Source organism: Streptomyces sp. NPDC047061 (genome assembly GCF_040643955.1).
GTDB lineage: Bacteria > Actinomycetota > Actinomycetes > Streptomycetales > Streptomycetaceae > Streptomyces.
On record NZ_JBEYVI010000022.1, the window covers coordinates 1 to 23,356 of the forward strand.

General features: G+C 72.1%; 20 protein-coding genes. 12 read left to right on the forward strand and 8 right to left on the reverse strand.

Annotated elements, in window-relative coordinates; translation table 11 throughout:
* Window positions 1-120: 120 nt before the first annotated feature.
* The gene (locus ABZ887_RS28010) at window positions 121-1,131 is read right to left on the reverse strand and encodes a LacI family DNA-binding transcriptional regulator (protein ID WP_361294635.1); all 1,011 of its coding nucleotides are present in this window, start codon (window positions 1,129-1,131) and stop codon (window positions 121-123) included.
* Window positions 1,132-1,332: 201 nt separating this feature from the next.
* Between ABZ887_RS28010 and ABZ887_RS28015 the strand changes: the two genes are divergently transcribed.
* From ABZ887_RS28015 to ABZ887_RS28025, 3 genes are read left to right on the forward strand one after another with little or no spacing between them, the layout of a single operon-like run.
* Window positions 1,333-2,127: an ATP-binding cassette domain-containing protein gene (locus tag ABZ887_RS28015; RefSeq protein WP_361294638.1), complete on the forward strand. Its 795-nt coding sequence runs from the start codon at window positions 1,333-1,335 to the stop codon at window positions 2,125-2,127.
* Complete coding sequence (locus ABZ887_RS28020; RefSeq protein WP_361294641.1) at window positions 2,124-3,158, forward strand: ABC transporter permease; 1,035 nt, start codon at window positions 2,124-2,126, stop codon at window positions 3,156-3,158. Before ABZ887_RS28015 ends, ABZ887_RS28020 begins: the two co-directional genes overlap by 4 nt.
* Before the next feature lie 50 nt (window positions 3,159-3,208).
* Window positions 3,209-4,213: an ABC transporter substrate-binding protein gene (locus ABZ887_RS28025; RefSeq protein WP_361294644.1), complete on the forward strand. Its 1,005-nt coding sequence runs from the start codon at window positions 3,209-3,211 to the stop codon at window positions 4,211-4,213.
* A gap of 115 nt (window positions 4,214-4,328) precedes the next feature.
* Here the strand turns inward: ABZ887_RS28025 and ABZ887_RS28030 are convergent, their stop codons facing one another.
* The 5 genes from ABZ887_RS28030 to ABZ887_RS28050 all read right to left on the reverse strand — a co-directional run bounded on the left by ABZ887_RS28030 (window position 4,329) and on the right by ABZ887_RS28050 (window position 10,595).
* The gene (locus ABZ887_RS28030; RefSeq protein ID WP_361294647.1) at window positions 4,329-5,837 is read right to left on the reverse strand and encodes a cellulose-binding domain-containing protein; all 1,509 of its coding nucleotides are present in this window, start codon (window positions 5,835-5,837) and stop codon (window positions 4,329-4,331) included.
* A gap of 394 nt (window positions 5,838-6,231) precedes the next feature.
* Window positions 6,232-7,551: a radical SAM protein gene (locus tag ABZ887_RS28035; protein ID WP_361294650.1), complete on the reverse strand. Its 1,320-nt coding sequence runs from the start codon at window positions 7,549-7,551 to the stop codon at window positions 6,232-6,234.
* A gap of 58 nt (window positions 7,552-7,609) precedes the next feature.
* Window positions 7,610-8,284, reverse strand: a complete 675-nt coding sequence (locus ABZ887_RS28040; protein WP_361294653.1) for a pyridoxamine 5'-phosphate oxidase family protein — start codon at window positions 8,282-8,284, stop codon at window positions 7,610-7,612.
* Between the two features lie 164 nt (window positions 8,285-8,448).
* Window positions 8,449-9,516 carry a LacI family DNA-binding transcriptional regulator gene (locus ABZ887_RS28045; RefSeq protein ID WP_361294656.1) on the reverse strand — a complete coding sequence of 356 codons (1,068 nt, stop codon included), beginning with the start codon at window positions 9,514-9,516 and terminating at the stop codon, window positions 8,449-8,451.
* A gap of 71 nt (window positions 9,517-9,587) precedes the next feature.
* A complete protein-coding gene (locus tag ABZ887_RS28050) occupies window positions 9,588-10,595 on the reverse strand; it encodes a hydroxyacid dehydrogenase (protein WP_361294659.1) in 1,008 nt (335 codons plus the stop codon).
* A 162-nt stretch (window positions 10,596-10,757) separates the two neighbouring features.
* Between ABZ887_RS28050 and ABZ887_RS28055 the strand changes: the two genes are divergently transcribed.
* The 5 genes from ABZ887_RS28055 to ABZ887_RS28075 all read left to right on the forward strand — a co-directional run bounded on the left by ABZ887_RS28055 (window position 10,758) and on the right by ABZ887_RS28075 (window position 16,167).
* The gene (locus ABZ887_RS28055; RefSeq protein ID WP_361294662.1) at window positions 10,758-12,011 is read left to right on the forward strand and encodes an FAD-binding protein; all 1,254 of its coding nucleotides are present in this window, start codon (window positions 10,758-10,760) and stop codon (window positions 12,009-12,011) included.
* Window positions 12,012-12,139: 128 nt separating this feature from the next.
* Window positions 12,140-13,375, forward strand: a complete 1,236-nt coding sequence (locus ABZ887_RS28060) for an ROK family transcriptional regulator (RefSeq protein WP_361294665.1) — start codon at window positions 12,140-12,142, stop codon at window positions 13,373-13,375.
* 172 nt (window positions 13,376-13,547) lie between these two features.
* Entirely contained in the window at window positions 13,548-14,555 is a 1,008-nt protein-coding gene (locus ABZ887_RS28065) for an ATP-binding cassette domain-containing protein (protein WP_361294668.1), read from the forward strand.
* A complete protein-coding gene (locus tag ABZ887_RS28070; RefSeq protein WP_361294671.1) occupies window positions 14,555-15,361 on the forward strand; it encodes an ABC-2 family transporter protein in 807 nt (268 codons plus the stop codon). The genes ABZ887_RS28065 and ABZ887_RS28070 overlap by 1 nt, the downstream gene beginning before the upstream one ends.
* Window positions 15,362-15,366: 5 nt before the next feature.
* Window positions 15,367-16,167 (forward strand): ABC-2 family transporter protein, encoded by an 801-nt coding sequence (locus ABZ887_RS28075; RefSeq protein WP_361294674.1) that lies wholly within the window; start codon window positions 15,367-15,369, stop codon window positions 16,165-16,167.
* A gap of 15 nt (window positions 16,168-16,182) precedes the next feature.
* Here ABZ887_RS28075 and ABZ887_RS28080 read toward each other — a convergent pair whose 3' ends face one another.
* Window positions 16,183-17,442 (reverse strand): MFS transporter, encoded by a 1,260-nt coding sequence (locus ABZ887_RS28080; protein WP_361294677.1) that lies wholly within the window; start codon window positions 17,440-17,442, stop codon window positions 16,183-16,185.
* A gap of 128 nt (window positions 17,443-17,570) precedes the next feature.
* Here ABZ887_RS28080 and ABZ887_RS28085 point away from each other — a divergent pair, with 128 nt between their 5' ends.
* From ABZ887_RS28085 to ABZ887_RS28100, 4 genes are all read left to right on the forward strand, one after another.
* Window positions 17,571-18,161 (forward strand): TetR-like C-terminal domain-containing protein, encoded by a 591-nt coding sequence (locus tag ABZ887_RS28085; RefSeq protein WP_361294680.1) that lies wholly within the window; start codon window positions 17,571-17,573, stop codon window positions 18,159-18,161.
* Window positions 18,154-18,834 (forward strand): alpha/beta hydrolase, encoded by a 681-nt coding sequence (locus ABZ887_RS28090; protein ID WP_361294683.1) that lies wholly within the window; start codon window positions 18,154-18,156, stop codon window positions 18,832-18,834. The genes ABZ887_RS28085 and ABZ887_RS28090 overlap by 8 nt, the downstream gene beginning before the upstream one ends.
* Before the next feature lie 234 nt (window positions 18,835-19,068).
* Window positions 19,069-20,037 (forward strand): alpha/beta hydrolase, encoded by a 969-nt coding sequence (locus tag ABZ887_RS28095; RefSeq protein ID WP_361294686.1) that lies wholly within the window; start codon window positions 19,069-19,071, stop codon window positions 20,035-20,037.
* A gap of 54 nt (window positions 20,038-20,091) precedes the next feature.
* On the forward strand, window positions 20,092-21,474 hold the full coding sequence (locus ABZ887_RS28100) for a hypothetical protein (RefSeq protein WP_361294689.1): 1,383 nt from the start codon (window positions 20,092-20,094) through the stop codon (window positions 21,472-21,474).
* Between the two features lie 63 nt (window positions 21,475-21,537).
* On the opposite strand, the gene ABZ887_RS28105 is transcribed toward ABZ887_RS28100, so the two are convergent.
* Window positions 21,538-23,235, reverse strand: a complete 1,698-nt coding sequence (locus ABZ887_RS28105; protein WP_361294692.1) for a DUF2264 domain-containing protein — start codon at window positions 23,233-23,235, stop codon at window positions 21,538-21,540.
* Window positions 23,236-23,356 lie beyond the last annotated feature (121 nt).

The following is a 23,356-nucleotide window of genomic DNA, read 5'->3' on the forward strand; positions in this document are numbered from 1 at the left end:
CCCCGCGCCCCTGACGGGGCGCTTGCGCCCCTCAAGGGGCGCGGGGAACTGCGCGACCAGCCCCCACCGGACCCGCACCCGGAATCCGGCCCATCCGGCGCCACGCGCCGCGACGCGCCGCTACGCCGCGAACGGTCCCGGGATCTCGCCCGATCCGCGCCGGATCAGCCGCGTCGGCATGACCACCGTGCGCGGCGGGGAGACGTCGCCGTGGATGCGGGCGAACAGCAGGTGGGCCGCGCTGGTCGCGAGGGCCACCGGGTCCTGGGCGATCACCGTGACGGGCGGCGTCAGCCGGGCCGCGAGCGCGAAGTCGTCGAAGGCGACGAAGGCGAGGTCGCCGCGGGCCGCGGTCAGGGCGCCGAAGGCGAGCAGTTCGTTGCCGGCGAGGAGCGCCGTCGGCGGGTCCGGCAGTGCCAGCATCCCGGTGACGGCCGCGGCCGCCTCCGGACCGGTGTGCACACCGTCCCTGACCAGCGCCGGGTCGGCTGCGATGCCCGCGGCCTGAAGGGCCGCCAGATAACCCCGCCGCCGTTCGCCGAACGTCCAGATCCTCGGCGTGTCGCCGATGAATCCGATCCTGCGGTGGCCGTGTGCCACCACGTGGGCCACCGCCTCCCGTACCGCCCCGAAGTTGTCGACGACCACGGCGTCCACGTCCAGGCCGGGGGCCGCCCGGTCCACACAGACGATCTTCGTGCCCTGCGCCTGGGCGGGGCGCAGGAAGCGGTGGCTGCCGGCGGCCGGGGTGAGGATCAGGCCGTCGACGCGGCGGGCGGTGAACGCCGCGATCACCTCGCGTTCGCGGCGCAGGTCGGCGCGGCTGGAGCCGATGAGCATGATGCTGCCGCGCTGCCGGGCGACGTCCTCGGCCGCGGAGGCGACCGCGGCCATGAAGGGATCGGTCACGTCGTCGACCAACAGGCCGATGATCTGGCTCAGTTCATGGGTGCGACGTAACTGCCGTGCCACGTCGTCGCGTTGGTAGCCGAGCTTGCGGACCGCGGCCTCCACCCGCGCGGCGGTCCGCGGGGCGACGGCCGAGTCGCCGTTGACGACCCGGGACACCGTCATCGTGCTCACGCCCGCTTCCGCGGCAACGTCCTTCATGGTCGGCCGGGTGGCTGCCACGCCACGTCCTCCAGCTGCGTCACGTTTGAGCGTCGACTCGTTAACGTTACCAACTCACACGCGTATCAACGGCCTTGCAAACAAGGGGAGATGAGGGCCCGACCAGCGGCCTCGGCGACCCGCTGCACCACCCTTGACACCCCGCTGCGGGGGCCCCAAGAATCAGCCAAGCTGTTAACGATACCAACCAGAAGGCACAACATGGCCTCTGCAAGGGAACCATTGCTCACCGCACATGGGGTGGTCAAACGTTTCGGCCACGTCCAGGCGCTCTCGGGCGCCGATTTCACGGCATACCCCGGCGAGGTCGTCGCCCTCATCGGTGACAACGGTGCCGGCAAGTCCACTCTGGTGAACGTCCTGTCGGGCGTGCTCTCCCCCGACTCCGGCGAGGTCCGCCTGGACGGGGCGCCGGTGCGGTTCTCCGGCCCGATGGACGCCCAGCGGCGAGGCGTGGAGACGGTGTACCAGGACCTGTCACTCGCGCCCGACCTCGACGCGGCGGCCAACCTCTACCTCGGCCGGGAGATCGTGCGCGGCGGGCTGCTCGGCCGCCTCGGCGTCCTCGACCGGCCCGCGATGCGCCGGGAGGCGGTCAGCGCCTTCGCCGAACTCGGCGTGGAGCTCAAGGATGTGACGGCTCCTGTGACAACGTTGTCCGGCGGGCAGCGGCAGTCCGTCGCGGTCGCCCGTGCCGTCGCCTTCGCCCACAAGGTCATCTTCATGGACGAGCCGACCGCCGCGCTGGGCGTCGTCCAGCGCGCCCGGGTCCTGGAGACCGTCCGCAGGGTCGCCGACCGGGGCATCTGCGTCGTACTGATCAGCCACAACATGCCCGAGGTGCTGTCGGTCGCGGACCGGGTGGAGGTGCTGCGGCTGGGCCGGCGCGTCGCGTCGTACACCGCCGCCGACACGACGATCGAGGAGCTGGTCGGGGCGATGACCGGCTCCCTGGACGGGCCGAACGGGGCCGGGGAAGCGGAGGGCGCGCGATGACGGCGCAGAGCGAGAAGGCCGCGGCGGGCGTGGGCGGCCGGGCCGCGGTGCCCGACTGGGTGCGCCGTGCGGCAACCCTCAACGAACTGTGGACCTTTGTCATCCTGGTGGCGCTGGTCCTGTTCTTCACCATCGCGGCGCCGGGCAAGTTCTTCACCACGTACGACATCACCCAGATCGCCGTGAACGCGGCCATCTACCTGGTGCTCGGCGTCGGCATGACGTTCGTGATCATCACGGCGGGCATCGATCTGTCGATCGGCTCGGTGCTGGTGCTGGCCGCGGTGGCGGCGGGTGAGTACAACATCCATCACGGCGGGGCGACTTCGGGCTGGGGCACGGTGGCGTTCTGTGTCGTCATCGCGCTGGCGGTGGGCACGTCGTGGGGCGCGTTGCAGGGCGCCGTGGTGGCGACCGGCAAGGTGCCGCCGCTGATCGTGACGCTGGGCGGGCTCGGCGCGGCGCTGGGCATCGCCGAACTCGCCACCGGCGGCCAGGACCCGGCCGGGGCGGCCTCCACGCATCTGCAGAACAGCCTCGGTTTCGGCAAGGTGCTCGGTATCCCCTGGATGGTGATCCTGGCGGCCGTGGTGACCGCGATCTTCGGCGCGGTGCTGGCCGGCACCCGGTTCGGCGAGCACACCCTCGCGATCGGCTCGAACCCCACGGCCGTACGCCGGGCGGGCATTCCGGTGGGCCGCCAACTGGTCAAGGTCTACGGGCTGATGGGGCTGCTGGCCGGGCTGGGCGCGGTGATGTGGCTGGCCTCGTACGGTACGACGTCGATCGCCGGGCACTCCACCGACAACCTCAAGGTGATCACCGCGGTGGTCCTCGGCGGGACCAGCCTGTTCGGCGGGCGGGGTTCGGTGCTGGGCACGGTGATCGGCGTGTTCATCCCGGCGGTGCTGACCACCGGGCTGATCGTGATCGGCGTCCAGCAGTACTGGCAGGACGTGGCGGTGGGCGTGGTGCTGGTGGTGGCCGTCTACATCGACCAGCTGCGCAGGAAGACCCGGGAACGCGCATGACTGAATCGCAGCACAAGACTGAATCGCTCGTGGCTAAGGAGGACTCTGTGATGGGGAGCATTCGCAGCAGGCGCCGGTTGCTGGTCGCGGTGGGCACGGTTCTGGCCCTCGGCGCGGGGGCCTCGGCGTGCGGTTCGTCGGACGACGGTGGCGGCTCGGGGAGTTCGGGCAGCGCCAAGGGCAAGAAGGTCCGGCTGATCACCGGGGTGAAGAGCGACCCCTTCTACATCACCATGACCTGTGCCGCGCAGGCGGAGGCCAAGGCCAAGGGGATGGACTTCACGGCCGACGGTTCCGCGCAGTGGGACGTGTCCGTGCAGCGGCCGCTGCTGGACTCGACGGCCGCGTCCCGGCCCGACGGGCTGCTGATCTCGCCGGTCGACACCAGCGCGCTGACGCCGTCGCTCAAGCAGATCCAGTCGGCCGGCACCAAGGTGGCGCTGGTGGACACGACGGTGACCGACACCTCGATCGGCATCACGCGGATCTCGTCGGACAACGAGAAGGGCGGCCGGGTCGCCGCCGACGCGCTGGCCAAGCTGATGAACGAGAAGGGCTCGGCCATCGTCATCAGCGTCAAGCCCGGCGTGTCGACGACCGACGCGCGGATCAAGGGCTTCACCGAGGAGATGGCCAAGTACCCGAAGATCAAGGTGCTGCCCACGCTCTACGACAACGACCTGCCGGCCACCGCGGCCTCCCAGATCCAGTCGACGCTCGCCGCCCACCCGGACCTCGGCGGGGTGTTCGCGGGCAACACCAACACCGGTCAGGGCATCGCCACCGGGCTGAAGCAGGCCGGCAAGGAGGGCGCGGTGAAGGTGGCCGCGTTCGACGCCGAGCCGGACGAGATCGCCTCGCTGAAGTCGGGCACCCTCCAGGTGCTGGTCGCCCAGGACCCCGCGGCGATCGGCCGGCAGGCGGTGGACCAGCTCGCCAACGCCTTCGAGGGCAAGTCGGTCAGCAAGTCGATCGGCACCAACATGGTGGCGATCACCAAGGACAACATGAACGACCCGTCGGTCAGCAAGTACTTCTACAAGTCGCAGTGCTGAACCGGGCTCCGGAGCAGCGGATCTGACGATCGGTCAGGGACATGCCCGGCATACGGCCGGCGGCCGGGCGGACCCACCCTCCTGGGTCCGCCCGGCCGCCGGTCGTTCGGGTGGCTCAGTTCGACGAGCAGGACTCGCCGTTCAGCGTGAAGCCGTACGGTGCCGAGTTCCGGCCGCTCCAGGTACCGAGGAAACCGAAGGACAGGGTGCCGTTCGCGGCGACCGACTGGTTGTAGTCCGCGGCGTCGGCGGTGACCACGCCGCCGTTCTGGCTGACGGTCGCGTCCCACATCTGCGTGACCCGCTGGCCGTCCCCGAAGGACCACTGGACCCGCCAGCCGGTCAGCGCCTGGCTGGTGGTGACGGTGACGGTGGACTGGAACCCGTCGGTCCACTGGTTGACCAGGTCGTAGGAGACCTGGCAGACGGCCGCCGCGGAGGTGTGGGTGGGGCTGGCGGAGGGGGTGGCGTGGTGGCCGCCGGTGCTCGCCGTGGCCGAGGAGGTGCCCTGGGGCTCCGGGTCGGGGTTCTTGTGGTCCTGCTTGCCGGCGGCGGTGGCCGAGGCGGAGGGGGCGGCGGAGGCGGTGTGCGTGGGGGTCGGGTCGGCGGACGGAAGGACGGAGCCGGGGTCGGCGACCGGCTGCCGGTCGTCCTGGGAGGCGGAGGCCGCGTCGTCGCCGGAACCGCCGCCCATCGGCATCATCGACACGCCGAGTGCCACCAGCGAGATCAGCACCGCCGCGCCGAGCAGGCCGTGCCGCAACACCTTGCCCCGGCCGCCGCCCTCCTTGGGGTCGCCGCCGTCGACGTCGGCGGTGGCCGGGCGGCCCGCGCCGAGCCGCACCTCGGCGGCGCGGCGGCGGCGCTCCAGGTAGGCGAGGCCGCCCCAGCCGATGATCCCGCCGGCGAGTGCCGCGGGCAGTCCGCCGCCGTGCAGCCGCAGACAGGCGGCGGCCTCTGCGCACTGCACACAGGTGGCGAGGTGCCGGGAGAGGTCCTCGGGCGTGTCGGCGGAGGAGGACCGGGTGACCGCGTCGAGGAGCCGGGCGTAGCTGCGGCACTCGGCGGCCATCGGCGTGTCGAGGTGGGCGCGGTGGCAGCGGTCGCGGAAGAGCCCGCGCACCTGCTCCAGCTCCTGCGCGACGACGACCGGGTCGAGACCGAGCCGGCGTGCCACGGAGGGCAGCGGCAACGCCTCCACCTCGGCCAGCCACAGCAGTTCGGCGTCCGCCTCCTGCATGTCCCGCAGGCCGCGCAGCGCGACGGGCCGCTGCAGCGGCAGCCCCGTGTAGCGCGCGGCCTTCTCGGAGTTGAGCCACAGCCGCAGGTCCGGGTCGAGCTGGTGCCCGAGCCCTTCGGCCTCCCAGGCGGCCGCCGTGTTGCGCACGGCGGTGAGGAGCAGCGGGATCATCGGCAGCCGGGCGGCGCGCCGTCCCGAGCTGCGGACCGGCTCGAAGTCCGACGCGCGGGCCTCACGCATACCGAGCGTGAAAGCCTCGGTGGCCAGTTGATTGGCCGTCAGAGAGCCGGACGTGCACAGGTCGGCGTAGGAGAGCACTGCGTCCCAGCATTCGGAGAACAGCGCTGCCTCGGCGGCGTCCTGAGGGGTCGGCAGGTCGGGCATGGGTCTCCTGCATCCAAAGCGAGGTCAACTCACCGTATCGGCAACGGAGTTGGGGGGAACCTCGCGGCAGGCCCGAGCTTTTCACGTCTCCTGCACAACTGACAAGCGGCATATTCAAAACCGGTTACCGGTGGTCGTGCCACGGATCCTCGCCGTCACCCGTACCACCGGTCCCCGGTGTTGTGTCAACCGCTGCACTCGGCTGCCCGGCCACCCCCCGGCCGCCACCCGCCCCCGCGCATCGAGGCCGAAGCGGGCACCTGACCGTGGATAGTAGCCCGGCCGGAGAACGCGTTCGTGTCCACCGTGGTCCACAACTCCGGCCCCTAGTACGGACAGCGACCGCGTTTCGACTCACCGTTCCCTTCAGTCACTTGCGGCGGCCCGCCGGGAGTCACACCTTCGTCGGCTCCGCCGCAGGCAGGCTGTCCATGAAGGAGCTGACGGAGAAGACCGCGCGGCCGGGTCCGGGCTCGCCGTAACCGGGCGGGGAGGAGAGGCCGAAGTCCTCCATCGTCTGGCGGTAGGCCTGCAGCAGCCGGATGTGGTACTCCAGCGGGGCGCCCTGCGGGTTGGCCTTGCCGAGCGGGGTGGTCGGCTCCGGGCACCAGGTGGTGAAGCGGGGCGTGATGCCGTGCGACATGAAGAAGCGCAGCCCCTCGGTGGTCGACTCGATCGCCTCGTCGACCGTCTTGAAGCCGAACGGCTCGGCCATCTCCACACCGGCCACGAAGTTGGGGATCACGTTCCGCGCGCCGAAAATCTCGGCCGAGTCCAGGATCCGCCTGTGCCACTCGTCCCGGCCGACGTACCGCTCCTTGCCCGGGCAGTACATCTTGAAGAGGTACTCGTCCCACACCTCGTAGTTGGGGTGGTAGATCTGCACGCCGTAGTCCTTGAACCGCTGCACGTCGTCCCGCGGCAGCGCCTGGGCGACGACCTTGCCGATCCACCGTCCCGGGAACCGCTCCTCGATGGCCTTGGCGTAGTGCCCGTAGAAGTCGGCCTCGTCGCGCCCGGAGACGGTCTTGGTGATCGCACCGCCGGTCAGCGTGTAGGCGGTGGACGCCTTCGCGGTGTCGTACCGGTCGATGATCTCCAGGGCTTCGAGGACCTCCTCGACGTCCTTCACCCCCGTGTACGGCCGCCCGGCCGCCTTGTGCTGGCGCCAGTTGTGGTTGATGTCGCAGTACTGGCACTCCTCCTTGGCGCCGAAGTACTGGCAGACCCGGAAGACCGTGAGGTAGATCAGGTAGCCCCACTGGATGGTCGGGGCGACCTCCATCACGGACTTCCCGTTGGAGAGCTTGTGCCGGTAGTACTCCGGCATCGGCGGCACACCGACGTCGGCGATCCGCTTCCCGTCGAGGTAGAGCCCGAGCACGCCCTCGTCGTCGGCGGCGACGCGGTAGGGCGAGGTGGGGTTCACCCGCACGGACACCACGGTCCGGCGCAGGTCGTACGGCCCGCCGGTGAGGATGATCTCCTCCGGCGGCCGGCGCAGCGCGGCCTCGCCCAGCTCGGGCAGGGTGCCGTGGTCGAAGGAGAAGATGAAGTACGACTTCGGCTTGACCTCGCCGCTCTCGTTGTCGCTCAGCGCGGACGGGTCGAAGGCCACACCGCCCCGAAGCAGGTCCTCCTTGAAGACGGCTTCCCTCGGTACGTGCGGGAACCTCTCCATCAGGTCCTCGACCAGCGCGGTACGGCTGCCCATCCCGTGTCTCCTCCCGGCTCAGGCGTTCAGCTCCTCACGGTATGCCCCCGCCCGGCCGTCAGCCGTGCCGGGTCCCCACTCGGCGCGCGATGTGTCCCGGTACGGGAGTGTTCGGGGGCAGTGCGGGATCCGTCACCGGCGCACCCCAGACCGAGGTCAGCGGCAGGACGCCGGCCCAGAGCCCCAGCTCCGCGTCCGGTCCGTCGCCGTCGTCCGGCGCTCCGGTGCGGATCTTCACGGAGGCCTCCTGTAGGGAGAGGGCGAGGAGGGTGGTGGCGGCCAGCTCCCTGCGGTTCGGGCGGCGGGCGTACGACCACTGGCCCGGGGCCGTGTGCTCGGAGAGGAGGCGCAGGCCCGTCAGCTTCTCCTCGGGGTCGGTCACCTTGCGGGCGGTGCCGTGGACCATCGCGCTGCGGTAGTTGACGCCGTGCTCGAAGACGGACCGCGCCAGCACCAGGCCGTCGACGTGCGTCACGGTGACACAGACCGGGGTCCCGCCCGCGAGGCTGCGGCTGGCGACCGAGCCGTGCAGATAGAGCTGGTGCCCGTCCCGCCCGTACACCGTCGGCACGACCAGCGGGCGCCCCTCGACCGCCACCCCCAGATGACAGACGAACCCGGCGTCGAGAATCGCCTCCAGCTCGGCCCGGTCGAGACTGCCCTGCTCGCGCAGCCGGCGATGGCGGGTGCGGTCGGTCACGGGAAGGCGCGGGGAGAGCGGGTCGGAGGCCATGTCCGCACGCTACCGATATCGCAGTCGAATAGCCACATTATTGCTGGATACGGCATTGAATCGCGCATAGGCAACGAAATCCGCAGGGCACGCCGACCGCTCGCCCGCAACCGCCAACCGCCGTCGACCGCCACCGCCCACCGCCGTCGCCTGTGCTGCCGCCGTCAACCGCCGGCGGCCCGGCGTGTCGACTCCCGCAGCACCACATGCGTCCCCAGCACCAGGTGCTGCCCGTCCGGGAGCTCGTCGCGGTGCAGGGCGATGCGGACGGCGGCGCGGCCCAGTTCCTCCTGGGGTACGTGGACCGTGGTGAGTGTCGGGTAGACGTCCCGGGCGACCGGGATGTCGTCGTAGCCGGCCACGGCGATGTCGTCGGGGATGCGGCGGCCGGACTCCCGTACGGCCTGGATCACGCCCGTGGCGATCATGTCGGTGGCGGCGAAGACCGCCGTGAACTCCCGCCCGGAGGCGAGGAGTTCGCGGGTCGCCTGGTAGCCGTAGGAGCGGGAGAAGACGCCGTCGAGGATCAGGTCCGGGTCGGGGGCGAGGCCGAGGAGTTCATGGGCGCGGGTGAAGCCGGCGATGCGCTGGGCGCTGGTGGACAGGCCGGGGACCCGGCCCAGGTAGGCGATGCGCCGGTGGCCGCCGGACAGGAGGTGGGTGGTGAGGGCGAAGGCGCCGCCCTCGTTGTCGTAGTCGACGACCGTCGCCGGGACGCCGGGACCGAGTGGCGGGCGGCCGACGAGGACCAGCCGGGAGCCGGACCGGTCCAGGGCGTGCGCGAAGTGGGTCATCCGGTCGTGGTAGGCCTTGTCCTCCAGGGCGCCGCCCACCACGATCACCGCGTCGGCCCGCTGCTCCCGCATGGTCTCGACGACGGCGAGGATGCGCCGCGGGTCGCCGTGCGTGGTGCAGAGCATGCAGAGCCGGCCCTCCGCCGAGGCCTGCTCCTCGACCCCGCGGGCGATGTGCGCGTAGAAGGGGCCGGTGACGTCGTCGACGACGAAGGCGACCGTCTTGTTGGTGGCGCCGCCGAGCGCGCGGGCGTGCGCGTTGACCACGTAGTCCAGCTCGCGCATGGCCTTCATGACCTTGGCGCGGGTCGCGGTGGCCACCGGATAGGTGCCGCCCAGGACCCGGGAGACGGTCGACGCGGAGACCCCGGCCCGCGCGGCCACGTCCCGCACCGTCGAGGCGTCCCCGTTCGGCGCCGGCTGCGTCCTCTTGGTCATCGCCCGGCCCCCCTTCGTCATGTGTTCGGATCACCCTACGAGACGGCCGGAGGCGCCCGGCGGACGGGCCGTCACGCGGCCCGCTCGAGGACCGAGTGGTCGATCGCGTACAGCAGGCCGTCGCCGGTCAGCAGCCGGCCGGCCTCCTCCGCGGCGGTGAGCCCGAGCCTCGCCAGCTCGTTGCCCTGCGAGCCGGCCAGGTGCGGGGTGAGGAAGGCGTTGGGAAGGTCGAAGAGAGGGGAGTCGGCGGGCAGCGGCTCGGGGTCGGTCACGTCGAGGATCGCGGTGAGGCGGCCGGTGCGCAGCTCCTCGATCAGGGCGTCGTGGTCGACGAGGGAGCCGCGCGCGGTGTTGATCAGTACCGATCCGTCCGGCATCAGGGCGAGTTCGCGGGCGCCGAGGAGGTGCCGGGTCTCCGGGGTCTGGGGGGCGTGCACGGTGACGATGTCCGAGGTGCGCAGCAGCTCGTCGAGGGGCAGCAGCGGCACGCCGAGCCGGGCGGCCTCCGCCTCGTCCACGTAGGGGTCGGCGAGGCCGGCCGACAGGTCGTACGGGCGCAGCAGTTCGAGGAGGCGGCGGCCGATGCGGGAGGCTCCGACGATGCCGACCCGGCGGTGGAAGTTGCCGATGCCGGGGACGATGCCGCCGTACGGGAAGGCGCGTCGGGTGCGCAGCAGGTCGCGGAAGGCGAAGACGTCCTTCCCGGCGAGCAGGATCATCGCGAGGGTGTACTCGGCGACCGGCAGCGCGTTGGCGGCGGCGGCCGAGGAGACGACGATGCCGCGCCGCCAGACCTCGGGCGTGGTGAAGCCCTTGACCGAGCCGGCCGCGTGCAGCACCGCCCGCAGTTTCGGCGCAGCGTCCAGGGCGGCCGCGTCCAGGACCGGGCAGCCCCAGCCGGTGACCAGGACCTCGGTGCGGGCGAGCGCCTCCCGTACCCGGGGATCGGTGAAGTCCTCCGCCACCAGAGTGGGATCGATTTCTACGTACTCGCACAGTCGCGCGAGCACCTCCGGCGGAAAGATGTGCGGCACGTTCTGGGCCGTCATGGCGAACAGTGCCTGGGGACGCTCGGGCAAGGAAGTGACCTTCCGGCTCGGTGACGCGCGGATAGCAACCGGTCTCTACCGTAGGTCTCGGCGAATGAGAGGGTCAATGGACAGGCACTCCCCGGAGGGGACGGACACTTCCCGGAGAACGACGGGCACTCCCCGAGGGACGACAGGAATGGGACGGCAGAGATGACGGATCCGGCGCAGACGGTCACCAACTGGGCGCGCAACATCACCTACACCGCGAAGGAGTTCCACCGCCCGGACTCCCTCGACCGGCTCCGGTCGCTGGTCGCCGGCAGTGCGCGGGTACGGGTGCTGGGCAGCGGGCACTCCTTCAACCGCATCGCCGACCCGGGCCCGGAGGGCGTGCTGGTCTCGATCGCCGGGCTGCCGCCGGTGATCGAGGTGGACACGGCGGCCCGTACGGTCCGGGTCGCGGGCGGGGTGCGGTACGCCGAACTGGCCCGCGCGGTGCATGCGCGGGGCCTCGCGCTGCCCAACATGGCCTCGCTGCCGCACATCTCGGTGGCCGGTTCGGTCGCCACCGGCACCCATGGCTCGGGCGTGGCCAACGGGTCGCTCGCGGCGCCGGTACGGGAGGTGGAGCTGGTCGTCGCCGACGGTTCCACGGTCGGCATCGCGCGCGGGGACGCGCGCTTCGACGGGGCGGTGACCTCGCTGGGGGCGCTGGGTGCCGTCACCGCGCTCACCCTGGACCTGGAGGCGGCATATGACATGGCGCAGACTGTATACACCGAACTGCCGCTGGACGGCCTGGACTTCCCCGCGGTCGCCGGGGCCGCCTACAGCGTGAGCCTGTTCACCGACTGGCGGGAGCCGGGCTTCCGGCAGGTGTGGGTGAAACGGCGCACCGACCGGCCGGCCGTGGACTTCGGATGGGCCGCGCCGGCCACCGAGGCGATGCACCCGGTGCCGGGCATGCCGGCGGGCAACTGCACCCAGCAGTTCGGGGTGCCGGGGCCCTGGCACGAGCGGCTCCCGCACTTCCGGGCGGAGTTCACGCCGAGCAGCGGGGACGAGCTCCAGTCGGAGTACCTGCTGCCGAGGGCGGCGGCCGTGGACGCGCTGCACGCCGTCGACGGGATCCGGCAGACGGTCTCACCCGTCCTGCAGACCTGCGAGGTACGGACGATCGCGGCCGATCCGCAGTGGCTCAGCCCCGCCCACGGCCGTGACTCCGTCGCCCTGCACTTCACCTGGGTGGACGACCTGACGGCGGTGCTGCCCGTGCTGCGCCGGCTGGAGGAGGCGCTGGCGCCGTTCGACCCGCGGCCGCACTGGGGCAAGGTGCACGCCGTGCCGGGCGAGGTGCTGCGCGGCCGCTACCCGCGGCTCGCCGACTTCCGCGCCCTGGCCCGGGACCTCGACCCCGACGGGAAGTTCACGAACCCCTTCGTGGCAGATGTCCTGCACGACTGATCACGACCGACCACGACTCACCACGGAAGATCACGACGGATCACGACGGATCACGACGGCCGGACTTAATCCAACCCTTAAGGTAATGGCTTGTCGAAAGCGCTTCCCAGGCCATAGCCTTGCGCCGCGTGAAGCACACATCACGGGACATCCGCACCGCGAACCGCTACGAGGTACTGCGGCACATCATCGCCGAGTCTCCCACCTCCCGGCAGGAGCTGGCGGCCGTCACCGGGCTGAGCCTGGCCACGGTCGCCACCCTCGTCGGGGAGCTGCTGGAACTGCGGATGATCACGGAGGTCGGCTTCGAGGACTCCGCGGGCGGCCGCCCCCGGGGACTCGTCGCGGTCAACGCCTCGGGGGGCGCACTGATCGGCGTCGACATCGCGGAGACGTACGTCCACGTCGAGCTGTTCGACCTCGCGCTGAACGTGCTGGCCCGCGCCGAGGAGGACGTGCGCCCCGGCCACAACCGACCGGAGCAGGTGGTGGGCCAGGTGGCCGCCGCGGTCGGCGCGGTGGTGGCGCAGGCCGGGATCGAGGGCGCGCGGGTGCTGGGCGTCGGGGTGAGCGTGCCGGGGCAGGTGGACCGGGCCACCGGCATCGCCGAGTACGCGCCCAACTGGGACTGGCACGACGTACCGTTGCTGCGCCTGCTGTCCGGACACATCGCGTACCCCCTCTACCTGGACAACCCGCTGCGGGCCTGCGCGGTGGCCGAGCAGTGGTTCGGGGCGGCGCGCGGGCGCGGGGACACCGTGGTGGTGAACCTCGGAACGGGTGTCGGCGCCGGGCTCGCGCTGGGCGGCGGACTGCACCGGGGGGTGAGCAACAGCGCCGGGGAATGGGGTCATACGACGCTCGTCCTGGACGGGCGGCTGTGCCACTGCGGCAACCACGGCTGCGTCGAGACCTACGTCGGCGCCCCCGGGATCATGCTGAACCTGCGGGAGGCGAGCCCGCGGAGCCCGCTGCTGCACCCGGAGGACCAGACGGCCACCGTGGACGCGCTGGCCCGGGGCGTGGCGGACGGTGATCCCGTCGCGGTCGAGGTCGTACGGACCACGGCCCGCTACATCGGCGCCGGTATCGCCAACCTGGTGAACCTGCTCAACCCCGAACTGGTCGTGCTCAGCAGCTGGGTGGCGCGCCGGCTCGGCGAGCCGCTGCTGGCGGAGGTGCGGGAGGCCGTCCGGCGGCACGCGCTCGGGCGGCCGTTCGCCGCCACCGAGATCGTCCTCTCCCCCATCCCCACCGACCCGGTCTGCCTGGGCGCGGCCACGTTCGCGCTGGAGGGCGCGCTGCGGTCGGTGGGTCTGCGCAACGGGGGACGCCCGGGCCGCACCGTGCCCGCCTCCCGGTGACCGGCCGCGCCGCCGACCCGCGTCTCCCGGTGATCGAATAGTCCAAATCGCGGGTCGATTAATCCATTGCCGGGCCCCTCGGCGCTCTGCGACCGTCGTGGCGTATCCGCGGCCGGTCGGCCTCTCAAGCCGACCGGCCGTACGTCGTGCACGGAACGAGAGGGGCCCCAGCGTGGCCGGAAACATCGAGGTCCGCGGCCTGTCCCGCACCTTCCACACCACCGTCCGGCGCCCGGGCTTCGCGGGCGCCCTGCGATCCCTGGTCAACCCCGAGCGCGTGGAGAAGCACGCGGTCTCCGACATCACCTTCGACGTCGCCCCCGGCGAACTCCTCGCCCTGCTGGGCCCGAACGGCGCGGGCAAGTCGACCACCATCAAGATGCTCACCGGCATCCTCACCCCGACCTCCGGCGAGGCCCGGGTCGCGGGCGTGGTGCCGTACCGGGAGCGGGAGCGCAACGCGCGGAACATCGGCGCGGTGTTCGGGCAGCGGACCCAGCTGTGGTGGGACCTGCCGGTGCGGGAGTCGTTCGCGATCCTGCGGGACATCTACGAGGTGCCGAAGGCCGAACACGCGGCGCGGCTGCGGGAGTTCGACGAACTTCTCGAACTCTCCGACTTCTGGGACACCCGGGTGCGGCACCTCTCGCTGGGCCAGCGCGTCCGCTGCGACCTGGCGGCCGCCCTGCTGCACGATCCGCCGGTCGTCTTCCTGGACGAGCCGACCATCGGCATGGACGTGGTGGTGAAGGAGCAGGTCCGCGAGTTCCTGCGGTACCAGGTGGCCGAGCGCGGCCGTACCGTGCTGCTGACCACGCACGACATGACCGAGGTGGAGCGGCTCGCGGAGCGGGTGGTGCTGGTCAACCACGGGCGGCTGGTCCTCGACGGCACGCTGGACGAGGTCCGCCGGGACTTCGGCTCGACCTGGCAGGTGCGGGCGACGCTCGCCGACCCGCACACCCCGGTCGGTCCGCTGCCGGGCATCGCGCTGGTGAGCCATGACGGGCCCCAGGTCGTGTTCGGCCCGGACGGTCCGGCCGCGCCCACCGTCCACCAGGCGCTGAAGCTGGTCATCGAGCGGTACGAGGTGACCGGTGTGGCGGTGGACGAGGCGGACCTGGAGGACGTGATGCGCGCGGCCTACGCCGAGGCCAGGGCGAAGGCCGAGGCGGCGTGATGACGACCCTGACCTACGCCTGGCGCACCGCCCGGGTCACCCCGCTCGGCGAGCTGTACACCCCGCCCCGCATCACCGCCGCCCTGCTGCGGCTGACCGTGCAGGTGGTGCTGGTCGCGTCGCTGTGGCACGGCCTGTACGCCCAGACCGGTACGACGGCCGGGCTCTCCCGGGACCAGGCGGTCACCTTCGCCGTGCTGGCCGTGCTCGCCTCCCGGCTGCGGGAGCTGGACCAGTACGCGGGCCGGGACTCGGTCGCGCAGCACATGTACTACGGCACGGTCGTCTACTGGTACCTGCGCCCGCTGTCCCCGCACCGCTACTACGCGCTGCGCGCCCTGGGCGAGCAACTCTACGGACTTGCCTGGGCGTTGACGGGTTACGCGATCTGCCTGGCGGCGGGTGTCGTGGTGCCGCCCGAATCGGCGGCCGTGGCGGGGGTGTTCGCGCTCAGCCTGCTCCTCGGCCAGTGGGTCCTGCACTACGTCATGCTGCTCATCGACCAGTTGTGCTTCTGGACGCTGCGCAACACGGCCGCCCTGCTGATCCTGATCTTCGCGCAGAACCTGATGTCCGGGGTGTACGCCCCGCTGTGGTTCTTCCCGCACTGGTTCCTGGTCCTCAGCTCCTTCCTGCCGTTCCAGGCCACGCTCAACGTGCCGCTGTCGCTGTACGTGGGCCGCATCCCGCTCTCCGAGGCGGGCTTCCAGCTCGGCGTCCAGGCCGGCTGGCTGGTGGCGCTGCGCTTCCTCACCCGTTTCCTGTGGCGGCGCGCCGCCCGTCGAGTCGTCTCCCAGGGAGGCTGAGGCCCATGAACGCCGTACGGATCGTCTGGCGGGTCACGCAGCTCAACTTCCGTGCCCAGCTGGAGTACCGCACCGAGTTCCTGATGATGATCGCGATCGGCGCGGTCTGGCAGGTGTCGGTGATCGTGTTCGCGACCGTGCTGCTGACCCGGTTCGCCGGGATGGGCGGCTGGGACAGCTCGGACGTCCTGCTCATCCCGGCGACCCGGATGCTCGCCCACGGCCTGTTCGTGCTGTTCCTGGGCCGGGTGCACGGCCTGGGCCGGCACATCCAGGAGGGCAAGATCGACGCGTATCTGCTCCGCCCGATGCCGGTCTACCGCCAGGTCCAGCTGGAGTTCTTCCCGACCAACGCGATCGGCGACCTGACGGTGGCGGTGGGCCTGATGGCGGGCGCGCTCGGCCGCAGCCACCTGGACTGGACGCCGGGCCGGATCGCGTACCTGGTCGCGGCGGTGCTCGGCGGCATGCTCCTGGAGGCTGCCCTCTTCACCGTCGTCGCGTCGGCCTCGCTGCGCTTCCCGGCCGCGGACTACTGGGGCCGCTGGCTGGAGGAGCTCCTCGGCACCTTCGGCAGCTATCCCCTCAACGTCCTCCCTAGGGCGGTCGGCGGCTTCCTCACGTACGGCCTGCCGCTCGCCTTCGTCGCCTACTTCCCGGCGGCCGTCCTCACCGGCCACGGCCACTCCACCGGCGCTCCCTACTGGCTGGCGGCCGCCTCCCCGCTCCTGGGCCTGCTCGCCTACCTGGCCGCGCGGTGGCTGTGGCGGTGGGCGCTGGGGCACTACACGGGGGTGAACGGCTGACGTCACGCTCGCGCGTCAGCCGTGCCGCGCGCCCCGGACCGGGGTGCACAGGCCGACGACGGCGACGAGGGTGCAGCAGGCTCCGGCCACGGCGGCCACGCGGGCGGTGCCGTACTGTTCGGCGGCCCAGGTGAGGACGGCGGCGCCGACCGGGGCGACCGAGTACTGGAGGGTCCAGTAGGCGGAGGTGACCCGGCCCAGGAGGGGTTCGGGGGTGATCTCCTGACGCAGTGACATGGAGCAGGTGCCCGCCATGCCCAGACAGGCCAGGTAGAGCGCGCTCAGGGCGGCCACGGCGGGGACCGTGTGCGCCCGGCCGAGCCCGGCGAAGGCCAGTCCGCACACCGCGGTGGCGACGATCCAGGTGGGCCCGAAACCCAGCCGCCGCCGGACCCGGGCGACCAGCAGCGCCCCGGCGATCGTGCCGACCGCGCCGACGGCCATCACCGTCCCCACCGTGCCGTCGTCGTGTCCGAGGTCGTGCTTGAGGTGGTAGATGACCAGGTCGGTGACGCCGAGGCTGAGGAAGCTGAACACGGCGAGGAGAGCGGCGAGCGAGCGCAGGACGGGGTGGCGGAACAGGTACGAGAGCCCGGTGCGCAGGTCGCGCCACAGGCCCGTGTCCTTGACCGGCCCGTCGTCCGCGGCGCGCTCCCGGACCCGCACGAACAGCAGACAGCAGGCCGAGACCGCGTAGCTGACCGCGTCCACGGCCACCGCGTCGGCGGGCCCGGTCCGGGCGGCCACCAGGCCGGCGCCGAGCGGTCCCAGCACGCCGGCCGCGGCCGCGGTGGCGTTCAACCGGCCGTTGGCCTCGGTGAGTCGGCCGGGCCCGACGAGTCCGCGGACGACGGTGACGTACCCGACGGCGAAGAGCATGCCGACGGCCTCGCACAGGGGCAGGACCACGTACAGGAGCCAGAGCTGCGGTCCGGCGAGCCAGACGAGCGGGACCAGGCCGTAGAGGACCATGCGGACCAGGTCGCAGGCGATGAGGAGCTTGCGCCGGTCGACCCGGTCCACGACCACGCCGGCGAAGACCGCCGCCAGCACCATCGCGGCCCCGCCGACGCCGGTGAGCAGACCCATCCGGGCCACCGAACCGGTCGCCTGGAGGACCAGCAGGGGCAGCGCGATCAGGCTGAAGGAGTCGCCGAGGACGGAGAGGGTCTGGGCGAGCCAGAAGAACCCGAAGTCCCGGTCTTTCCAGAGCGGTCGACCGTCCGCCGTCCGCTCGCGCGCCGCCCGTTCCACGCGCCGCGCCTCATTCGCCACGGCTCCCCCTCCCGTCTCCCCGGCAACCCTATGCCGGTACCCCGGCCGGACGCCTCGCGATAAATCGCATGACGACCAAAACCTAGAGCCCCTAGGATTCTGTCTAGGGAATCCAGGGGAGGTGTCACATGGCCCGTGCCGGAATCACCGCCGACCGGCTGGTCGCGGCGGCGGCCGAGCTGGCCGACGAGGCCGGTTTCGAGCAGGTCTCGCTGTCCGCGCTGGCCCGGCGCTTCGGCGTACGGGACGCGAGCCTCTACGCGCACGTCCGCAACCTCCGGGACCTGCGCCACCGGCTCGCGCTCCTGGCGGGCGGCGAGATGATCGACCGGATCGCCGTCGCCGTGGCCGGACGGTCCGGACGGGACGCCCTGGCCGCCTACGCCGACGCCTACCGCGCGTACGCCCTGACCCACCCCGGCCGCTACGCGGCCACCCAGATCCGTATCGACCCCGCCCTCGTCGACGCCGACACCCCCGCCATGCGCCGCACCGTCGAGATCACCTACGGCATGCTGCGCGGCTACGGCCTGGCCGAACCCGATCTCACCGACGCCGTACGCCTGTTGCGCGCCACCTTCCACGGCTACTGCGCCCTGGAGGCCTGCGGCGGCTTCAACGCCCCTCGCGATGTCCGCGCCTCCTGGGACCGGGCGGTCGACGCCCTGCACATCGCACTGGAGAACTGGCCCCGCGAGGAGACCGACCACCATGTCTGACCTCTACTACGACGTCACCGGCAGCGGCCCCGTGCTGCTCGTGCTCCCCGGCGGCGCCGGGCACCCCATGGGCCTGGGCCCCTTCACGGAGCATCTGGCCCGGCACTTCACGGTCGTGACGTACGACCCGCTGGGCCTCGCCCACGGCCGCCTGGGCGATCCGGTCGCCGACCAGACCGTGCCGGACTGGAGCGAGGGCGCGCACCGGGTGCTGGAGGAGGTACTGACGCCGGGCGATTCGGCGTACGTCTTCGGGACCAGCTCCGGCGGCATCGCCGCCCTCGACCTGCTGGCCCGCCACCCCGGCCGGCTCCGGCACGTCGTCGCGCACGAGCCCCCGTGCGTCACGCTGCTGCCGGACGGGGAGCGGCTGCGCACCGAGCTGATCGAGCAGCTCGACGCGGCGCGCCCGGCCCCCGGGACCCCGATGGCCGTCTTCCTCGCCCATGTCCTCCGCCCCTTCACCGCCTACCGTCCACCGGCCGCGCTGCCCCGCCTCGCGATCGCGGCCGGAGCCGAGTCGAAGGGCCAACTCCTGCACCGCACCGCGGAGTCCGTCGCCGGGCACACCGGCGCGGCCTTCACCGAGTTCCCCGGCGGGCACCTCGGCGTCCTCGAAGACCCGGCCGGGTTCGCCGACCGGGTGCGGGAGACACTGCTCGGGACCGGGTGACGCGGCGGGGATGACACAGAGCGACCGGCCGCACACCTGGAATGCAGCGGCGCAGGGGCCGTGATTATGGTGGACAGTAGGTCTTCGCCAAGGGCCTGACGCAGGGCGCGAGCTCCGCCGGCCACCGCACGGCGCCGGCGCGTCGCGACGCCCGTCGGCCTTGTGCGCTCGGCGCCATGCCCTTCCCGGACGTCCCGACCATGCCGTTCTCGGATTTCCCCAGGGAGCATTCCCATGGCTGCTCAGACCTCCTCGATCGTCCTCGAACCCGAAGCACGGGCACTCGCCGAGGCGACCTCGCACCACCCGTTCCTGTACGAGCTGGATCCCGCCGCCGCGCGCAAGGTCCTCGACGACCTCCAGGCCGCACCGATCGACAAACTGCCGGTCGACGAGGAGTGGATCACCGTGCCGGCCGCCGTGGGCGACGTACGGGTACGCATCGTCAAACCGCAGGGCGCCACCGGGATGCTGCCCGTCGTGCTGTACATGCACGGTGGCGGCTGGGTCCTGGGCAACGCCGGCACCCACGACCGCCTGGTGCGGGAGCTGGCGGTCGGCGCACAGGCGGCCGTGGTCTTCGTGGAGTACACGCCGTCGCCCGAAGCCCACTACCCCGTGGCCATCGAGCAGGGCTACGCCGCCGCCCAGTGGGTGGTCCGCGAGGGAGCGGCCAAGGGGCTGGACGCACAGCGCATGGCGGTGGCCGGGGAATCGGTCGGCGGGAACATGACGGCCGCCCTCGCCCTCATGGCCAAGGAGCGCGGTGACGTCACGTTCGTACAGCAGTCGATGTACTACCCGGTCACGGACGCGGCCATGAACACCGGCTCCTACGACCAGTTCGCCACCGGCTACTACCTGAGCCGCAAGCTGATGGAGTGGTTCTGGGACGCCTACGCGCCCGACCCGGCCAAGCGCGCGGAGATCACCGCCTCGCCCAACCAGGCCACCACCGAGCAGCTCTCCGGCCTGCCGCCCGCTCTGCTGATCGTCGACGAGGCCGACGTGCTGCGCGACGAGGGCGAGGCGTACGCCGCCAAGCTGCGGGCGGCCGACGTCCCGGTGACCACGGTGCGCTACGACGGCACGGTCCACGACTTCATGCTGCTCAACTCGCTCAGCCAGTCGGAGGCCACCCGCGGCGCGATCGACCAGGCCACGACGTTCCTGGGGAACGCCCTCGGAACCGACCGGCCCTAGCGGAGACGTCCCCAGGCACGGCAACCTTCCGGGACCCGGCGGCAACCACAGGGCATGACTTCCGCACCACGCACCACACGTCACCGCCGGGTCCACGCCTACCGCAAGCCCGCTGTCGGACTCCTCGCGGCCGGCGGTCTGCTGGCCGGCGCCTGGTACGCCACCGCAGGCGCGGCCACGACCACGGGCCTGAAGGTCACGTCCACCGCGGTGACCCTCACCGCCAAGTACCCCTACCTCTCGGCGGGTTACAACAACACCCGGGAGTGGAACCGCACCGCCACCGCGGTCGCCCCCGACGGCACCCTGCGGGTCGCCTGGCCCGCCGCCGACGGCGTCCACGTCACCCCGCTCACCGCGGCCGGCAAGCGGTCCGGCGCCGACACGGTGGTCAAGGGCGCCAAGGAGGTGGGCGGCCTGGTCGCCCACACCAACGGGTTCGCGCTGCTCACCCGGGTCGCCGACACCAACAAGTGGAAGGAGACCGCGGCCGCGATCGTCCGCTACACGGGCGGCAAGCGGACCTGGACCACCAAGCTCACCGGCACCGCCTCCCACGACACCTCCCCCACCCTCGACGGCCAGCTCACCTGGAACGGCTCCAAGTACGGCGCCTACTTCGTGGTGCACGGCGCGGGCGGCTTCGCCGACGGGCACTTCGGCGACAAGCTGTCGTACGTCAGCGCGGGGGGCAGGAAGCTGAGTGGCGGCTGGAGTTGGGGGTGCAGCCACAACGAGGGCATCGCCCTGCACGCCGAGACCTCCGGCGCCTTCACCTCGCTCTGCTTCGACGACTGGCGCTCGGGCCTGTTCGTCTCCACCGGCATCGGTGCCCCGGACGTGGCCCCGGTGGTCCAGCGGGAGCAGTGCTGGGCGGGGTACTGCGGTGGTACCTTCCCCGGCCGCACCGGCGATCTGGTGAAGTCCGCCACCGGCAGGTACGCGACCGCGTTCGCCTCCCGGGGCGCCGCCTCCGCGAAGAAGAACCCGGACGACAGCAGCGGCCGCGGCTGGACGGTCACCCCGAAGACCGCCACCCACCAGGTCGCCATCGCGTTCCTGAAGAACCGCAACTCCGGCCCCGGCAAGGCGGTCTACCTCACCAGTGCCAAGACCGTCGAGAACGTGAACGTGCACCTCGCGCCCTACGGCAAGGACAAGCTCCTGCTCTCCTGGGAGTCCCTGAAGAACGCCAAGTGCTCGGCGGGCACCTGCACCGGCACCTTCACGGGCACGCACCTGCGGCTGGTCGACTGGACCGGCAGGTTCGTCGGTGCCGGCAAGGTGGTGGGCGCGCGGTTCACCGGTGACATCGCGGTCCTCAAGGACGGCACCCTCACCTGGGCCTACGCACCCGTCACCCCGGCCTACGGCAGCCCGCTGACCGGTGCCTCACCGACCACGACGACGCTGCGGATCGCCCGCCTCACCCCGTGACGCGCGCCGCCGTGCCCCTTTCCACGCCCAGCGCACGATGCCGACACCGACACCGGAAGCGGCTCAGCCCTGCGCGGGGTGCTCCACCTCCACGCCGGACGCCTGCCACCTGACCCGGAGGCCGGGTCCGCCGCTCCACAGCACCGTCAGCTCCCGGTCGCCCTCGGCGCGTACGGTCACCGTCCCGCCGAGCGGTGCGGCGTCCGGCGCGCCGGTGAGCCGGCTCAGCGCGACGAACAGGGTCGCGGCCTCCCCCGTGACCCCGGTCAGCGCGTCGTCGAGGCCCACGGCGGGCAGCAGTTCGGCCCGGAGACCCTCCGGTGCGGCCCAGCCGGTCACCCGCACCGGGGTTCCGGGCGGCGCCCCCGTCACCCGGAAGGCCCGCACCTCCACGGCCCCGTGCACGAGCACCGCACTGGTCACCCGGGCTCCCGCGCCGGCCGAGTGCCGCGAGGCGGCCCAGCCCTCCCCCACGCCCAGCGGCTCGATGTGCGTACGGCTCGGGTCGTCGCCGACGATCACGCTGTTGTCGTACGAGGCGGCGGGCCCGGTCACGGTCGAGTAGCCGAGGCGGGTGTAGTACGGGTCGTAGCGGACGTCCTCGCTGCCGTGGTTGTGGAGGCGGACGATTCCGTCCGAACTCGTGGACTGGAGGAGCCAGTTGGCCGGGGTGATCGGGGTGACCGCGTCGGCGCGTTCCGCGGGGGCGGGTTCCTCCGGTGCCGTCCACACCTCGTGGTCCGGTGGGAGCAGCAGGCCGAGGAAGCCCTTGCTCGCCCAGTACGGGGAGGCGGGGCCCGAATAGCCCTGCAGGACGGCGGGGTCGGGGCCGTGCCAGCCGAGGGTCAGCAGGCCCCGGTCGTCCAGGGCGTCCCGGTCGAGGAAGTACTTCAGTGCCCCGGAGGCCAGTCGCCGGGTCTCCCCGGGGGACAGGGGGGTACGGCCGGTGAGCGCGCCCAGCCACAGCGGGGCCGTGGTCGCGAAGCGGTAGGTCAGGGAGCGGCCCTGGTGCATGGGGGCGCCGTCGCCGCCGAACAGGCGGGCGTAGTCGGCGAGATGGCGTTCCAGGCGGCCGCCGTACAGGTCGAGCAGTTGCTCGTCGCCGGCCAGCCAGGCGTGCAGCACCGGGTAGAGGTGCATCGCCCAGCCGTTGTAGTAGTCGAACTTGCGGCCGTCGCCGTCCGTGTACCAGCCGTCCGAGACGTACCAGTCCTCGATCCGGGCCAGGCCGTGGTCGACCGCCTTGTGCGCGGCCTCGGGCTCGTGGCCGACCTCGGCCAGGAAGCCGCCGACCGTGACCGGGAACAGCTCCCAGTTGCAGGGCCAGGGTTCGGCGGTCAGCGCGTCGGAGAGCCAGGCCGCCGCCCGTTGCCGTACGGCGTCGTCGAGCCGGTCCCACAGCAGCGGGCGGGTCAGGCGCAGGGCGAGGGCGACCGAGGCGGCCTCGACCAGCGGCTGGCTGCGGTCCTCGATGCGCGGCCAGACGCCCGCCACGCCGGCCGCGAGTCCGTCCGCGTACCGCTGGAGCACGGTCTCGTCGCGCCGGAAGGCGGCGAGGAGCAGGGTGCGGGCATAGCCCTCCAGACCGTCGGAGAGCCGCCCCGACCAGCTCTGGTGGTCGCCGGGGAGGTGGTAGAGGGCACGGTCCGGGGTGGCGTACGGCTCCACGGCGGCGAGCAGCGTGTCGGCCGCTGTCTCCCAGTGGGCGCGGGTGTAGCCGGTGCGCGGGCTGGAACGGCGGTCCTCGGGAGGCAGCTGCATCGGGGCTCTTTCTCGCTCGTACCGCACGAAGCACTCGTACCGTTCCAGGCGCTCGTGGCGCTCCAGGCGCTCGTGGCGTTGGAACCTGGGGCGCCCCGGTTCCGGTCGGGGCGCCCCAGGG

What these genes read in the sequence shown, in the direction of transcription:
- ABZ887_RS28015 (WP_361294638.1), top strand. Translation starts at nt 1,333, where the DNA reads ATGGCCTCTGCAAGGGAACCATTGCTCACCGCACATGGGGTGGTCAAA.
- ABZ887_RS28020 (WP_361294641.1), top strand. Translation starts at nt 2,124, where the DNA reads ATGACGGCGCAGAGCGAGAAGGCCGCGGCGGGCGTGGGCGGCCGGGCC.
- ABZ887_RS28025 (WP_361294644.1), top strand. Translation starts at nt 3,209, where the DNA reads ATGGGGAGCATTCGCAGCAGGCGCCGGTTGCTGGTCGCGGTGGGCACG.
- ABZ887_RS28030 (WP_361294647.1), bottom strand. Translation starts at nt 5,837, where the DNA reads ATGCCCGACCTGCCGACCCCTCAGGACGCCGCCGAGGCAGCGCTGTTC.
- ABZ887_RS28035 (WP_361294650.1), bottom strand. Translation starts at nt 7,551, where the DNA reads ATGGGCAGCCGTACCGCGCTGGTCGAGGACCTGATGGAGAGGTTCCCG.
- ABZ887_RS28040 (WP_361294653.1), bottom strand. Translation starts at nt 8,284, where the DNA reads ATGGCCTCCGACCCGCTCTCCCCGCGCCTTCCCGTGACCGACCGCACC.
- ABZ887_RS28045 (WP_361294656.1), bottom strand. Translation starts at nt 9,516, where the DNA reads ATGACCAAGAGGACGCAGCCGGCGCCGAACGGGGACGCCTCGACGGTG.
- ABZ887_RS28055 (WP_361294662.1), top strand. Translation starts at nt 10,758, where the DNA reads ATGACGGATCCGGCGCAGACGGTCACCAACTGGGCGCGCAACATCACC.
- ABZ887_RS28070 (WP_361294671.1), top strand. Translation starts at nt 14,555, where the DNA reads ATGACGACCCTGACCTACGCCTGGCGCACCGCCCGGGTCACCCCGCTC.
- ABZ887_RS28075 (WP_361294674.1), top strand. Translation starts at nt 15,367, where the DNA reads ATGAACGCCGTACGGATCGTCTGGCGGGTCACGCAGCTCAACTTCCGT.
- ABZ887_RS28085 (WP_361294680.1), top strand. Translation starts at nt 17,571, where the DNA reads ATGGCCCGTGCCGGAATCACCGCCGACCGGCTGGTCGCGGCGGCGGCC.
- ABZ887_RS28090 (WP_361294683.1), top strand. Translation starts at nt 18,154, where the DNA reads ATGTCTGACCTCTACTACGACGTCACCGGCAGCGGCCCCGTGCTGCTC.
- ABZ887_RS28095 (WP_361294686.1), top strand. Translation starts at nt 19,069, where the DNA reads ATGGCTGCTCAGACCTCCTCGATCGTCCTCGAACCCGAAGCACGGGCA.
- ABZ887_RS28100 (WP_361294689.1), top strand. Translation starts at nt 20,092, where the DNA reads ATGACTTCCGCACCACGCACCACACGTCACCGCCGGGTCCACGCCTAC.
- ABZ887_RS28105 (WP_361294692.1), bottom strand. Translation starts at nt 23,235, where the DNA reads ATGCAGCTGCCTCCCGAGGACCGCCGTTCCAGCCCGCGCACCGGCTAC.